Source organism: Achromobacter sp. RTa, from assembly GCF_000757485.1.
GTDB lineage: Bacteria > Pseudomonadota > Gammaproteobacteria > Burkholderiales > Burkholderiaceae_B > Achromobacter.
Genome location: NZ_JPYO01000034.1, coordinates 100,932 through 114,678, shown reverse-complemented (window position 1 = coordinate 114,678; position 13,747 = coordinate 100,932). Strand labels below are relative to the sequence as shown.

The window sequence follows — 13,747 nt, the reverse complement described above, 5'->3', positions numbered from 1 at the left end:
GCAACTGAATGCGGAAACCTAGGGTAATCCGCGCCCGAATTTGCAATATATCAGCCCGCCCGCGCTGATAGTATTTATCAGGAATTTGCCCGATGGAGCAGTGATGAATACCCGTGACGATTGCGTGAACGCCGACCGCCAGGATCCCCTGGCGCCCTTGAAAGAACAATTCGACCTGCCGCCGGGCGTGCTGTACATGGACGGCAATTCGCTGGGGGTGCTGCCCAAGGCCGCCGCCGCCCGCGCCTCCTCCGTCATCGGCCAGGAATGGGGGGCGGGACTGATCCGCAGCTGGAATACGGCTGGCTGGTTCGAACTGCCCGCCCGCCTGGGCGACAAGCTGGGCAGCCTGCTTGGCGCGCGAGAGGGCGAGCTGGTCATCACGGACACGACGTCGCTGAACATCTTCAAGGCGCTGGCCGCCGCGCTGCGCATCCAGCAGCAGAAGCTGCCTTCGCGCCGCGTCATCCTGTCCGAACGCGACAATTTCCCCACTGACCTCTACATGATCCAGGGGATGATAGACCTGCTGCAGCAGGGCTACGAAATGCGCCTCATCGACGACGCCCTGCCGCTGGAAGACGCGCTGGACGACTCCGTGGCCGTGATGCTGCTGTCGCACGTGAACTACCGCAGCGGCCAGATGCACGACATGGCCGCCGTGACCGCGCTGGCGCACGAGCGCGGCGCGCTGGCCATCTGGGACCTGGCGCATGCCGCCGGCGCGGTGCCGGTGGACCTGAACGGCGCGGACGCCGACTTCGCCGTGGGCTGCACCTATAAGTACCTGAACGGGGGCCCGGGCTCGCCGGCCTTCATCTGGGTGGCGCCGCGCCACACCAAGGATTTCTGGCAGCCGTTGTCTGGCTGGTGGGGCCATCCCCGGCCGTTCGACATGGCCGTGGCCTACGAGCCGGCGGGCGGCATCCGCCGCTACCTCTGCGGCACGCAGCCCATCGTATCGCTGTCGCTGGTGGAGTGTGGCCTGGACGTGGCCCACGCAGCCGACATGGCCGAGGTGCGCAGGAAGTCGCTGGCGCTGGGCGATCTGTTCATTTCGCTGGTCGAGCAGCGTTGCGCGGGCCATCCGCTGACGCTGGTGACGCCGCGCGATCACGCCGAGCGCGGCAGCCACGTCAGCTTCCGCCATCCGAACGGCTTCGAGGTGATGCAGGCGCTGATCGCGCGCGGCGTCATCGGCGACTACCGCGAGCCCGAGGTGCTGCGCTTCGGCCTGACCCCGCTGTATTTCGGCTACGCCGACGTGTGGGACGCCGTGGACATCCTGAAGGACGTGCTGGACACGCGCGCCTGGGACAAGCCGGAATTCAGGCAGCGCGCCGCCGTGACCTGACCCCGCGGCGCCAGCAGATCCCGGCGCGGGCCCGACCGGCCCTACATCCAGCAAGAGAGCGCAGTACGAGGAGGAGACAATGCGGCAACAACAGGGATTCGGCCGGATAGCCGAACGCGAACAGGGGCTCAAGCGGCGCTTGACCTCTGGCCAGATGAGCATGATCGCCATAGGCGGCGCCATCGGCACGGGGCTGTTCCTGGGCAGCAAGTTCGCCATCGGCTTTGCCGGGCCCAGCGTGATCATCAGCTACGCCATCGGCGGCCTGATCACGCTGCTGCTCATGGGCTGCCTGGCGGAGATGACGGTGGCGCATTCCACGTCGGGTTCCTTCGGCGCCTACGCCGAGCACTACGTCGGCCCGCTGGCCGGATTCCTGGTGCGATACGCATACTGGTCCTGCGTGGTTCTGGCGGTGGGCACGGAAGTCACCGCGGTGGCGGAATACATGAAGCTCTGGTTCCCGGGCGTGCCGGGCTGGCAGTGGGTCTGCCTGTTTTCCGCCGCGCTGATCTTCATCAACGCGATGAGCGTCAAGGCGTTCGGCACGGTGGAATACTGGTTTTCGACGATCAAGGTCAGCGCCATCGTGGCCTTCATCGTCCTGGGCGCCTATGTGGTCTGGGGCAACCCCCAGTACGGCGCGACGCAATACACCTCGCACGGCGGCTTCTTCCCGAACGGCGTCTGGGGCATGTGGATCGCCGTGGTGATTTCGATTTTCAGCTACCTGAGCGTGGAGATGATCGCGGTGGCGGCGGGCGAGGCCGAGGATCCGGAGCGTGCGGTCAAGCAGGCGTTCCGGGCCACCATCGTGCGCCTGGTGGTGTTCTACCTGCTGACGCTGGCGCTGATCCTGGCCATCGTGCCCTGGGACGAGGCGGGCAAGGGCGGCAGCCCCTTCGTGAAGGTGATGCAGGCGCTGGGCATCCCGGGCGCGGCGGACGTCATCAATTTCATTGTGCTGGTGGCGGCGCTGTCGGCGATGAACAGCCAGTTGTACATCACGACGCGCATGATGTTCAGCCTGTCGCGCGCCGGCCATGCGCCGTCCGCGCTGGGCCGTCTCACGCGCAGCGGGACTCCGCTGAACGCGCTGCTGCTGTCCACCAGCGGAATCGGCATCGCCGCCGTGCTTAACGTGCTGTATCCCGAGACCGCCTTCACGCTGATGATGGCCATTTCGATGTTCGGCGCGCTGTTCACGTGGATGATGATCTTCGTGACGCATTACTTCTTCCGGCGCCGCTGGGCGCGCGACGGCGGCGCGCCGCTGTCGTTCCGCATGCCGGGCTTCCCGGTGCTGACGCTGCTGGGCGCGGCCGCCATGCTGGCCATTCTGGCGACCACCTATTTCACCAGCGTCTTCAAGATGACACTGGTGTTCGGCGTGCCCTTCCTGCTGATCCTGGCGGCCGCCTACGGACTGCTGCTGCGCCAGCGCGCCGAGCCCGCCGCCCTGGCCGCCCGCCAGCATCGTTCCTGAGCGGGCGGCTCGGCATGCGAGGCTTAGGCGCTGGCCAGGCTTGAGGCGCGCCGTCCGGCGGGGACTTCCTGCGGCGCCGGCGAGAAAACGCGCAGCCGGTGGCCGTCCGGATCCAGGGCCACGAACGTGCGGCCGAAATCCATGTCGGTCGGGGCCTGGAGAATGGGCAGGCCGCGCAGGCTCCAGTCCACGTGGCGGCGGTCCAGCGCGTCCGCGTCGGGAACAGTGAAAGCCAGCTCGGACGCGCCGCCCCGGCCGGCGGCCGCGGGTTCGACGGTATGGCGCGACCACAGGCCCAGCATCAGCCCGGAATCCAGCGCGAACAAGGCGAACGTGGGGGAGCTTTCGACGGGCGGGCGCTGCAGCAGCGCGCTGTAGAACGCGGCGCTGGCGGCCGGCTTGTCAACGTAGAGAATGACGAAATTGGTGTCGGGCATGATGCGCTCCTGTGGGATGACGCGCTCATCTTAGACAGGGGTGCTGTCAGTTTTTGGCAGTAGCCGTCAGCCCGATTTCCGGGGTTCATGATTGAGCGCGCGCCACTCTTTCAGCAGCGCGTGCCGGCGCCGGGGATAGCGCGCGCCGGGCGCCAGAGTGGCGATGCGGTCGGTGCGGAAATGGCGGAAGTCCTGGCGCAGTTCGCACCAGGCCATGACGATGCGCACGCTGTCGAAAAATCCCAGCGCGAAGGGCCAGATTACGCGCGTGGAATCGGCGCCCTTGTCGTCCCGGTAGGTGATGTCGATCTTCTGTTCGTTGCGGATGGCCTGGCGGATGAGCGACAGGTCCACGCGGTCGACCACGGCGAGCGCGCTGGGGCCGACCAGCAGGGGAATGGCGTCCAGCCCGTCGCGCAGTTCCCTGGGCAGCACGGCGCCGATCTTGGCCAGCGCGTTGCGCGCGGCCTGCCCGAGCCGGGGATCGGAGCGGTCCGCCACCCAGCGGGTGCCCAGCACCAGGGCTTCGATTTCCTCGGTGCTGAACATCAGCGGCGGCAGCATGAAGCCGGGACGCAGGACGTAGCCCAGGCCCGGCTCGCCCTCGATCTCGGCGCCTTGCGATTGCAGGGTGGCGATATCGCGGTACAGCGTGCGGATGCTGACGCCCAGATCGGCGGCCAGCTGGCGCCCGCTGACCGGGCGGCGATGGCAGCGCAGGGTTTGCAGCAGGCCGAGGAGTCTTTCGGTGCGGGACATGGGGCGGGGCGGAGGGCTGGCGATCATGTAATGCTGCCATGAAATGGCAGCACTCGGTAGCGTTGCCCGGCCGCCCCTGCGGTTCAGGTCCCGGCCTTCTTGCCAGTGGCAACGTCGAGCACCGAGCCGTCTTCCAGGCTGATGCGGTAGATCTCGCGAACCACGTTGCCGGCGAAGCCGATCTCGACGATGGACACGTCCTTGAAGTTGGCGGCGATGCCCTCGGGCAGCACGGCGTTGAACTTTTCCGCTTCCTGCTTCATGGCGTCCTGCAGGCGCGCGTCGTAGGGCGTCATGCTGTAGACCAGGGTAGTGTGCGGATTGTGCGCGCGCACTTCCTTGCCGTCCTGCACGATATTCACGCCGCTTACGCCCTGGGTGCGGACCAGGTCCTTGCCCGCGTCTCCCATCTTCGCGTAGACGGGGCCGGTCACGCGCGGCAGCGGACCGTCGCGCAAGGGCGCCAGGGCCGCTGTGGCCACGGTGTTGTAGCGCATCATGTCCTCGAAGCCCTGGCCGCTCTTGACCACGCCCAGGTCCAGCCACCAGGGATGGCCCGCGCCCTTGGCGGCCTCGGTGGGATAGAAGTTCTTCAAGGTGACCTGCAGCGGGGCCGGCGGCTTGGGCAGCGCCTTCAGCATCCGGGCGGGAGTCGCGGGATCGGCGCTATGGATGTGCACGACCGTCACGTGCGGCATGTTGGGCGTTTCGGCTTCGGCCTTCAGGCCCAGCTTGAGCAGGTCGGCCTTGAGCGTGCCGTTGATCCTGGCGTCCAGCACGGCATTGACTTCCTGGGGCAGCCGGTAGACCACGCCGTAGGTGGCTTTGTGCTCGCGGAATCCAGGCTGTTCCAGCGCGCTGTTGTCGATGGGCGCCGCGGCCTGCGCGGCGAACGAAGAGGCGAACAGGCCGAGGGCGGCCAGTCGGAAGACGCGCTTGATCATGGAGATTCCTTTTGTTGTGGAGGCCCGCGATAGTCATCCGCAGTGTGGAGGCCGCGGATGTACGGCGTATTGCACCAGGCAAAAGAATCCCGATACCAGCCGCCGCATGCCCGATGGCAGGCCGGCGCCGGCCGATATCCGCCTACGCCAGAAAGACGATGGCGACGATGGCGATGCCCAGCAGCAGGTTTACGCCCACCCAGCGGCGAACGCCGCCCATGGCCTGGCCGCCCGCGGGCCAGTCGGAATTCACGACTGCAGCGTTCAGCCGCGGGTAGAGAACGAAGCGGATGTAGGCGTAGATCGCCATCATGACGATGCCGCCGGCGGCCATGAGGGTCCAGCTGCGCGGCATGAAGAAGGCGCCGCCGGTCTGCGCGGCCTGCGAGGCTTCCTGGCCGATCATCGCCGCGCCCGACAGCAGGATGAGCACGATGGCCGCCAGCACGGCGTTCAGGAATGGGCCCAGCACCGACGCCATGAGACGCAGGCGGACCGGCGGTTCCAGCCGGGCCGCGGCGGGGCGCAGGAAACAGTGGGCGAACAGCATGCCGCCGACCCAGAGGATCACGGCCATGAGGTGGACGAATTTGAGCGCGCTGTAGAGCAGGGGAACCGCCTCTGGAGTAGGGCCGCCGGGCGCGGCCCAGCCTGTCCGCATCATATCGCCGTCACGCGCGGCGGACGGACTTGACCTGGATCATGGTTTTGCATTTAGAATGAGATTGATTTTTATTTAGTAAAAAGTCCAGGGAGCTTTTCGTGCCGAATCCCGTGCTCGCCTCGAGCGACGCCGTCCATCTCCTGTATCGCGCGCACCATGGATGGCTGCATGGCTGGCTGCGCGCCAAGCTGGGGAACACGTTCGACGCGGCCGACCTGGCCCAGGACACCTTCGTGCGGGTGCTGCGGCACCGCCATGAGCTGGATGCGCTGCGCGAGCCGCGCGCCTATCTCACCACGATCGCCAAGCGCCTGCTCATGAACCACCACCGCCGCCGGTCGGTAGAGCAGGCCTACCTCGAGGCCCTGGCCTTGATGCCGGAACAGCTGGCTCCGTCTGCCGAGCAGCGCCTGATCATTCTCGAAGCGCTGCAGGAAATCGACGAGATGCTGGCGGGGCTGCCGCTGCCCGCGCGCCAGGCTTTCCTGATGGCGCAGCTCGAAGGCTTGAGCCATGGCGAGATCGCGGCCAGGCTCAACGTATCGCTGCGTTCCGTGCACCGCTACATCGCCAGGGGATTCGAACAATGCATCATGGCGGCGATCTGAGCGCCGCGCCCGACGCCGGCGCCGAGCTGCCCGCCGTGGACCGCAGCGTGGCGCGCGAAGCCGCCCGCTGGCTGCTGCGCCTGAGTTCGGGCCGCGCCACCGAAGCCGACCGGCGCGCTTGCGACCAATGGCGCGCCAGCAAGACCGAACACGAACATGCCTGGCAGCGCGCGCAACGCGTGAATGAACGCTTCGGGTTGATCCCGCCGGCGCTGGGCATGGCTACCCTGAACCGGCCGGCGCTCAAGAGCCGCCGCGCCGCGCTGAAGACGCTGGCGGCCCTGGTGGCGGCCGGCCCGGCGGCCTGGGCCGCCTGGCGCGCCGATCCCCTTGACTGGAGCGCCGACTACCGCAGCGCGGCGGGCGAACGCCGCGACGTGGCGCTGGCCGACGGTTCCACGCTGCACATGAACACGGGCAGCGCAGTGGACGTGATGTTCAGCGCCACCACCCGCATGCTGCGGCTGCGCTCCGGAGAGATCGCGGTGCACGCCGTGCCTGACACCGCCGCGCATCCCAGGCCGTTCGTGGTGCGCACGCGCCTGGGCGATATCGAGGCCCAGGCCTCGCGATTCTGCGTGCGGCAAGACGGAGCGTCCTGCCGTGTCAGCGTGCAGGAGGGGCGGGTCCGGATAAGCAGCATGGCGAGCCCGGGCAACGCCCTCGGCCTGTCGGCCGGAGAGCAGGGCAGCCTTACGCAAGCGGGCGTTTCGCCGCCGTCTCCCGCGGACCCGCATGCCAGCGACTGGCTGCGCGGCGTGCTGTACGCCAGCCGCATGCGCCTGGACGCGTTCGCCGCCGAACTCGACCGCTACCGGCCGGGCATCCTGCGCTGCGATCCGGCGGTGGCGCACCTGAGGATCTCGGGCGCTTTCCAGCTGCGCGACACCGACGCGGTCCTGGCCGCCTTGCCGGCGACCTTGCCGGTGCAGGTGCGCTACCGCACGCCGTACTGGGTGACCATCGGGCCGCGCGCCACGGCCGATGCCTGAACACGGCCGGAAACGGCCGTATCGGAAATTTCTTTGTCAAAGCTGTCCGATTTGGAATTCACGCGGGTCATGGTCTGTATAGGCAAACGAATGCCGACACCTTTTGGATCGAAAGGACGACCATGGCTTACCTTCCCGCCGGCCGCGCAAGCGGCTCCCGACCAGCCCGAGGCGCGCAATGCCTGCTGACCCGACTTGCCGCCTCCGTGCATGCGGCGCTTGCACTCACCGCCCTCGCGGGCGTGGCGCTGCCGGCGTCGGGCGCCTGGGCCCAGGCCTCGGAGCAGGCGCAGGCCCGCAGCTATCGCATTCCCGCCGGCCCGCTGGCCGAGGCGTTGCCGCGCTTCGCGGACAGCGCGGGCGTGACGGTGCTGTTCGACGCCGCGCTGGTGGGGCAGCGCCGCACGGCGGGGCTCGAAGGAGTCTATTCCGTGAATGACGGCTTTTCGCGCTTGCTGGAGGGCAGTGGATTGGGCGTGCGGGAACGCAGCGCCCGGGTCTTCGTCCTGGAGGCGCGGGCGCCCGCCGGTGTGATGCAGCTTGCGCCCGTCAAGGTGGAGGGCGATGGCGCGGTCACCACGCCCGCCTGGGAGACCACCACCGACCGCAAGCGCCTGGACGATCTGCAGATCCGGAACTGGAGCGACCTGGGCAAGCGGGCCGAGCCCGGCGTGAGCTTCAACCGGCAGAACAACAGCATCAACATACGCGGCCTGGATCAGGACCGCGTGCTGACGCGCGTGGACGGCATCCGCCTGCCATGGCTGGACGACGGCGCGCGCGGCGTGAAGGGCGGATTGGAAGCCGTGGATTTCAACAGCCTGTCGAGGCTGGACATCGTGCGCGGCGCGGACGCCAGCGGCGGCGGCTCGGGGGCGATCTCCGGCATCGCCGACCTGTACACGCTGGAGCCGTCGGACCTGCTCGGCGACGGCAGGACCTTCGGCGCGCTGGCCAAGACGGACTACGATTCGGCCGACAGCAGCTGGGGCGCCAATGCGGCGCTGGCGGGCCAGGTCCGCAACAACACGTTCTGGCTGGTGCAGGCGGGGCTGCGCAACGGCCATGCGCTGGACAACCGGGGCGATGTCGGCGGCTACGGCCCGGCGCGCAGCGAGCCCAGCCCCGAGGACTACGACCAGCGCAGCTTCCTGCTGAAACTGCAGCAGCGCGTCGAAGGCGGCCACCGCTTCGGGCTGACGGGCGAATACTTCAAGCGCAACGCCGACATCGACAGCATGTTCGAGCAGGGCGCCGGCACCAGCTATCTCTATGGCGAAAACGGCACGCGCAAGGAAACCGAGCGCGAGCGCGTGTCGTTCGACTACTCGTACAAGGCGCCCGGCGAGGGCGGCCTCATCGATACGGCCACCGCCGTCGTCTATTGGCAGCGCCTGCGGCTCGACAATTCGCAGAGCGGCACCCGCGGCGTCGATTCCCGCGCCTACATCATCCCCGGGGATCCCTTCCGCTATGGCTTTCCCAGCGGCCCCTATGGCCGCAGCAATTCGATCCAGCAAACGTTGTTCGGCGTGAACACGGAACTGACCAAGCGCCTGGGGGGCGCGGCCGTGTCGCAGTTGTGGACGTTCGGCGGCGAGTGGTACGGCAACAAGACCGAGCAGAATTCTAGCGGCTACGACAACTGCCCCGTGATCCGGCCGGGCATGCCCGCGCTGTTCGGCCCGCGTCCGTGCGACATGCTGCACACCAACCAGGCCGATGTGCCGCAATCGAAGGGCAGCCAGTGGGCCCTGTGGGTGCAGGACGAATTCAGCTTCGCCGACGGCCGCTATACGGTCATGCCGGCCCTGCGCTACGACCACTACGAACAGAAGCCTCAGTCCACGCCCGGCTACGAGAGCAATCCGAACGCGGGCGCGCTGCCGCCGTCCAATAGCGGCAGCCGCTTCTCGCCCAAGGTGCTGGCCACTTGGAAGGCGCGGGACGACCTGAGTTTCTATGCCCAGTACGCATACGGCTTCAAGGCGCCCAGCCCGACGCAGCTCTACACCAACTACGGCGGCCCCGGCACCTACCTGCGCGTGGGCAATCCATACCTGAAGCCCGAGACCAGCAAGGGCTGGGAACTGGGCGCCAAGCTGGGATCGGACGAGCTGGGCGGCGCGGTATCGTTCTTCGACAACCGCTATCAGAACTTCATCGATGGGGACGTCTCGGTGGACGCGGGCTCGCCGCAGTGGCAGCCTGAGTGGGAAGGCCAGTATCCTTTGGGCGTAACCGGGAATGTGAACCGGGCCAAGGTGCGCATCTACGGCGCGGAGGCCAGCGCGCACTGGAAGTTCTCGCCGGGCTGGCGCACCTGGGGCTCGCTGGCCTGGGCCGTGGGCAAGGACGAAGGCACGGGGCAGTACCTGAACTCCGTGGCGCCGCTGAAAGCAGTGCTGGGGGTGGGCTACAGCCGCGACGCATGGGGCGTGGACGCGATGCTGACCACCGCGCTGCGGCGCAACAAGGTCGAGTATCCCGATGAACCCAACCCGGATTTCCAGGCGCCGGGCTATGGCGTGGTCGACCTGATGGGTTATTGGCGTCCTGCGGCCGTGAAGGGGCTGCAGGTGCAGGCAGGCGTTTTCAACCTGTTCGACAAGAAATACTGGGAGGCCATCAATGTACCCACCGCCGGCACGACCGCAATTCCGCGTCCAGTCGATTGGTACACGGAACCGGGGCGCAGCGTCCGCGTCTCACTGACATACCAGTATTGAACCCGCGCCGCCGCCGGCCGGCGGCGGCTTTCGCAAACTGTTTCAATGGCCGGAGGGCCCACCATGAGCAACACCGATTTCTCGTCCCGCGCGCAAGCGCTGCGCGCCCGCAACGAGGCGCTGGCCGCCTCGCAACCCGGGCTGCGCGCCCGCAACCTTGCGCAGGCGCTGGGCGTGTCCGAAGCCGAGTGGGTGGCGGCGGGCTGCGGCGGCGTGAAGGCCACCGCCCTGCGAGGCACGCCGCAGGAAATCTTCCGCGAGCTCGGCACGCTGGGCGAAGTCATGGCGCTCACGCGCAACGACTGGTGTGTGCACGAGCGCCATGGCGTGTATGAAGACATCCAGGCCGAAGGGCCCGTGGGCCTGGTGCTGGGGCCGGACATCGACCTGCGCGTGTTCTTCACCGCATGGAAGTCGGCCTGGGCCGTCGAGCAGGACGGCCGCCACAGCCTGCAGTTCTTCGACGGCGCGGGCGTGGCCGTGCACAAGGTCTACCGTACCGACGCGACCGACGCCGCCGCCTACGACGCGCTGGTGGCGAAGTTCGCGGGCGAGGCCGTATGGCCCGAGACCGCGCCCTATGCTCCGGCAGCCGACGCGGACCGCGTCGAGGACAGCGCCCAGTGGCGCGAAGCCTGGCTGGCCATGCAGGACACCCACGAATTCTTCCCGCTGCTGCGTAAGTTCAAGGTGTCCCGGCTGGCGGCGCTGGCCGCCGCGGGCGACGACCTGGCGCAGCCGGTGCCCGCGGAATCCGTCGAACGCATGCTGGAGTCCGCGGCGCAATCGGGCCTGTCCATCATGTGCTTCGTTGGCAACCGCGGCATGATCCAGATCCATACCGGCCCGGTACGGCAATTGCGCCGCACGGGCCCCTGGTACAACGTGCTGGACCCGAAGTTCAACCTGCACCTGGATACCACGGCCATCGCGTCGGCCTGGGTGGTGAACAAGCCCACTTCCGACGGCTGGGTCACGTCGCTGGAGCTCTACTCCTCCACCGGCGACCTGATCGCGCAGTTCTTCGGCGAACGCAAGCCCGGCAAGCCGGAACTGGCGCAGTGGCGCGAACTGATGGCCAGCCTGTGCAGCGTGCCGCTGGCCGCCTGAGGACGACGCGATGAAGACATGGTTGGCAGTGGCATTCGGGTGGGCGCTGGCCGCGGCCGCGCACGCGGCGCCGCCCGAGCGGGTGGTGACGCTGGGGGGCAGCGTGACCGAGATCGTCTATCGGCTCGGCCAGGGCGAGCGCCTGGTGGGGGACGACCTTTCCAGCCTCTATCCCGAGGCGGCGACCAAGCTGCCGCGCATCGGCTATTACCGCTCGGTGCCGGTTGAGGGTGTCCTGGCGCTGAAGCCCGACCTGGTGCTGGCGTCCGAACAGGCCGGCCCTCCCGACGCGCTCAAACGCCTGGGCGAGGTCGGAGTGCGGGTGGTGACGGTGCCGGATTCGCCATCCGTCGATTCGCTCAAGGCGCGCATCCGCAACATTGCCGAGGCCCTGGGCGCGGCGGCCGAGGGCGAGCGCCTGGTGGAAGGGATCGAGCGCGATCTCAAGAAGGTCGAGGCGATCCCGGTCACCCATGCGCGCGCCATTCTGCTGATCAACCGCACCGGCGCCCTGCAGGGCGCCGGGCGCGGCACCGCCGCCAATGAAGTGATGACGATGGCAGGCCTGGTCAACGTGCTCAAGGACCAGCAGGGCTACAAGCCGGTCTCCGCCGAGGCCGTCAGCGCGCTGGCGCCGGAGGTGATCGTGGTGACGAAGACTTCGCTCGAAGCCAGCGGCGGAACGGAGAAACTGCTGGCCATGCCGGGCATCGCGTCCGCGCCCGCCGCCGCCCGCAAGCGCGTCATCGTCATGGACGATCTGCTGTTGCTGGGCATGGGCCCGCGGCTGCCGCAGGCGCTGACCGAACTCAAGCGCGAGGCCGCCGGTGCGATGGCGCGCTAGCGCCGGGCGCGTGAGGCCGCCGCTGGCCTTGCTGTTGCTGGGCGTGGCGGTGGTCGCCGTGGCGCTGGCCGCCAGCAGCAGCGGCGCGGTCCGGATTCCGCTGCGCGAGCTGCCCTCGCTGCTGTGGGGAACCCCGGAACCCGGCAGCGAACTCTGGCGCAACGTGCTGATCGACATCCGCCTGCCGCGCGTGCTGTTCGCGCTGGTCGCGGGCGCGGCGCTGGCCATTTCCGGCGCATCCATGCAGGCCCTGTTCCGCAACCCCCTGGCGGAGCCGGGCCTGATCGGCATTTCTGCCGGAGGCGCGCTGGGCGCGGTCGGCGCCATCGTCCTGACTTCGGGCGGCTTCTGGATCCTGGCGCCCGCGGCCTTCGCCGGCAGCCTGCTCGCGACCTTCTGCGCCTATGCCCTCGGCCGACGGGTGCCGGGCGTGGCCGGCCTGCTGCTGGCCGGCATCGCGATCAACGCGGTGGCCGGCGCCATGATCGGCCTGTTCACTTTCGTCGCCAACGACGCCCAGCTGCGCGACCTGACGTTCTGGAGCATGGGCAGCCTGGCGGGCGCGAACTGGGCGCTGCTGGCGTTCCTGGGGCCGTGGACCTTGTTGGTGTCGTTGTGGCTCATGGGCCAATGGCGCGTGATGAACGCCTTGCTGCTGGGCGAGCGCGAGGCGCAGCACCTGGGCTATGCGCTCAAGCGCGTGCGGGCCAGGCTGGTGCTGGCGTGCGCCCTCATTGTCGGCCCGCTGGTGGCGGCCACGGGCGGGATTGCCTTCGTGGGCCTGGTGGTGCCGCACCTGGTGCGCATGACGCTGGGCGCGAACCACCGCTGGCTGTTGCCCGCCTGCGTGTTGGGCGGCGCGCTCGCCCTGGCGCTGGCGGACTGGCTGTCGCGGGTCGCGGTCGTTCCGGCCGAGCTGCCGATCGGGCTGGTCACCAGCCTGGTGGGAGGGCCGTTTTTCCTATGGTTGCTGGCCCGCGGACGGAGGCATGGATGATGCTGGCCGCCGAGAGCCTGACATTGGCGCGCGGGGGCAACCGCATCCTGGAACAGGTGTCGCTGGCGCTGCGCCCCGGGGAGGTGGTGGGCCTGCTGGGCGCCAACGGCGCGGGCAAGTCCACGCTGCTGGGCGCGCTGTCGTCCGAATTGGCGCCCGATGGCGGCCGCGTGAGGCTGGGGGGTACCGATTTGGCGCAGCTGCCGCATCGAGAGCAGGCGCGGCGCCGCGCGGTGTTGCCTCAGAAACCCGGGCTCACTTTCGACCTGGACGTGCGCGAAGTGGTGGCGATGGGCGCCTATCCGTTCCCGGAGCTATCCCCGGCCGCCGTGGACGGCCTGGTGCAGCAGGCGCTGGGCCAGGCCGACGTGACCCACCTGCGCGCCCGGCGCTATCCCGAGTTGTCGGGCGGCGAGCAGCAGCGCGTGCAGTTCGCCCGCGTGCTGGTGCAATGCAACGCCGCGCGCGCCCCGGGCGAGCCGCGCTACCTGCTGCTGGACGAACCCACCGCCAGCCTGGACCCCAAGCACCAGCGCGATCTGCTGCGCACGGCGGCGGAGCTGGCGCACGCGGGCGATACCGGCGTACTGGTCATCCTGCACGACATGAACCTGGCCGCGCGCTGGTGCGACCGCCTGTTGCTGCTGTGCGGGGGAAGAGCCATCGCCGCGGGCACGCCCGCAGAGGTGCTGACGCCCGCCAATCTGTACCTGGCGTATGGAATCGATGCGCAGGTCATCGCCCATCCGCTGCAGGCGGGGCGGCTGCTGGTGGTCATGGCGTGACGCGGAGCGCGGCGCCGGTAAAATGGCGGGAACGAATT

At 68.7% G+C, this 13,747-nt stretch carries 13 protein-coding genes; 9 read left to right on the top strand and 4 right to left on the bottom strand.

Annotation, left to right across the window (positions count from 1 at the left end; translation table 11 throughout):
* Positions 1–103 precede the first annotated feature (103 nt).
* Complete coding sequence (kynU, locus tag JL37_RS12600; protein ID WP_043544468.1) at positions 104–1,354, top strand: kynureninase; 1,251 nt, start codon at positions 104–106, stop codon at positions 1,352–1,354.
* Between the two features lie 79 nt (positions 1,355–1,433).
* On the top strand, positions 1,434–2,840 hold the full coding sequence (locus tag JL37_RS12595) for an amino acid permease (RefSeq protein ID WP_043544467.1): 1,407 nt from the start codon (positions 1,434–1,436) through the stop codon (positions 2,838–2,840).
* Between the two features lie 23 nt (positions 2,841–2,863).
* On the opposite strand, the gene JL37_RS12590 is transcribed toward JL37_RS12595, so the two are convergent.
* From JL37_RS12590 to JL37_RS12575, 4 genes are all read right to left on the bottom strand, one after another.
* Positions 2,864–3,277: a VOC family protein gene (locus JL37_RS12590; RefSeq protein WP_043544466.1), complete on the bottom strand. Its 414-nt coding sequence runs from the start codon at positions 3,275–3,277 to the stop codon at positions 2,864–2,866.
* 66 nt (positions 3,278–3,343) lie between these two features.
* The gene (locus JL37_RS12585) at positions 3,344–4,036 is read right to left on the bottom strand and encodes a YafY family protein (RefSeq protein ID WP_043544496.1); all 693 of its coding nucleotides are present in this window, start codon (positions 4,034–4,036) and stop codon (positions 3,344–3,346) included.
* Between the two features lie 83 nt (positions 4,037–4,119).
* A complete protein-coding gene (locus tag JL37_RS12580) occupies positions 4,120–4,980 on the bottom strand; it encodes a hypothetical protein (protein WP_043544465.1) in 861 nt (286 codons plus the stop codon).
* Between the two features lie 142 nt (positions 4,981–5,122).
* Positions 5,123–5,590: a CopD family protein gene (locus JL37_RS12575; protein ID WP_043544495.1), complete on the bottom strand. Its 468-nt coding sequence runs from the start codon at positions 5,588–5,590 to the stop codon at positions 5,123–5,125.
* A 152-nt stretch (positions 5,591–5,742) separates the two neighbouring features.
* Between JL37_RS12575 and JL37_RS12570 the strand changes: the two genes are divergently transcribed.
* From JL37_RS12570 to JL37_RS12540, 7 genes are all read left to right on the top strand, one after another.
* On the top strand, positions 5,743–6,252 hold the full coding sequence (locus JL37_RS12570; protein ID WP_043544464.1) for a sigma-70 family RNA polymerase sigma factor: 510 nt from the start codon (positions 5,743–5,745) through the stop codon (positions 6,250–6,252).
* The gene (locus JL37_RS12565; protein ID WP_043544463.1) at positions 6,231–7,244 is read left to right on the top strand and encodes a FecR domain-containing protein; all 1,014 of its coding nucleotides are present in this window, start codon (positions 6,231–6,233) and stop codon (positions 7,242–7,244) included. Before JL37_RS12570 ends, JL37_RS12565 begins: the two co-directional genes overlap by 22 nt.
* Before the next feature lie 122 nt (positions 7,245–7,366).
* Positions 7,367–9,973: a TonB-dependent receptor gene (locus JL37_RS12560; protein ID WP_043544462.1), complete on the top strand. Its 2,607-nt coding sequence runs from the start codon at positions 7,367–7,369 to the stop codon at positions 9,971–9,973.
* Between the two features lie 63 nt (positions 9,974–10,036).
* Complete coding sequence (locus tag JL37_RS12555) at positions 10,037–11,083, top strand: hemin-degrading factor (RefSeq protein ID WP_043544461.1); 1,047 nt, start codon at positions 10,037–10,039, stop codon at positions 11,081–11,083.
* A 10-nt stretch (positions 11,084–11,093) separates the two neighbouring features.
* Positions 11,094–11,927, top strand: a complete 834-nt coding sequence (locus tag JL37_RS12550; protein WP_043544460.1) for a hemin ABC transporter substrate-binding protein — start codon at positions 11,094–11,096, stop codon at positions 11,925–11,927.
* 49 nt (positions 11,928–11,976) lie between these two features.
* The gene (locus JL37_RS12545; RefSeq protein WP_156124293.1) at positions 11,977–12,924 is read left to right on the top strand and encodes an iron ABC transporter permease; all 948 of its coding nucleotides are present in this window, start codon (positions 11,977–11,979) and stop codon (positions 12,922–12,924) included.
* On the top strand, positions 12,921–13,709 hold the full coding sequence (locus tag JL37_RS12540) for a heme ABC transporter ATP-binding protein (protein ID WP_043544458.1): 789 nt from the start codon (positions 12,921–12,923) through the stop codon (positions 13,707–13,709). Before JL37_RS12545 ends, JL37_RS12540 begins: the two co-directional genes overlap by 4 nt.
* Positions 13,710–13,747 lie beyond the last annotated feature (38 nt).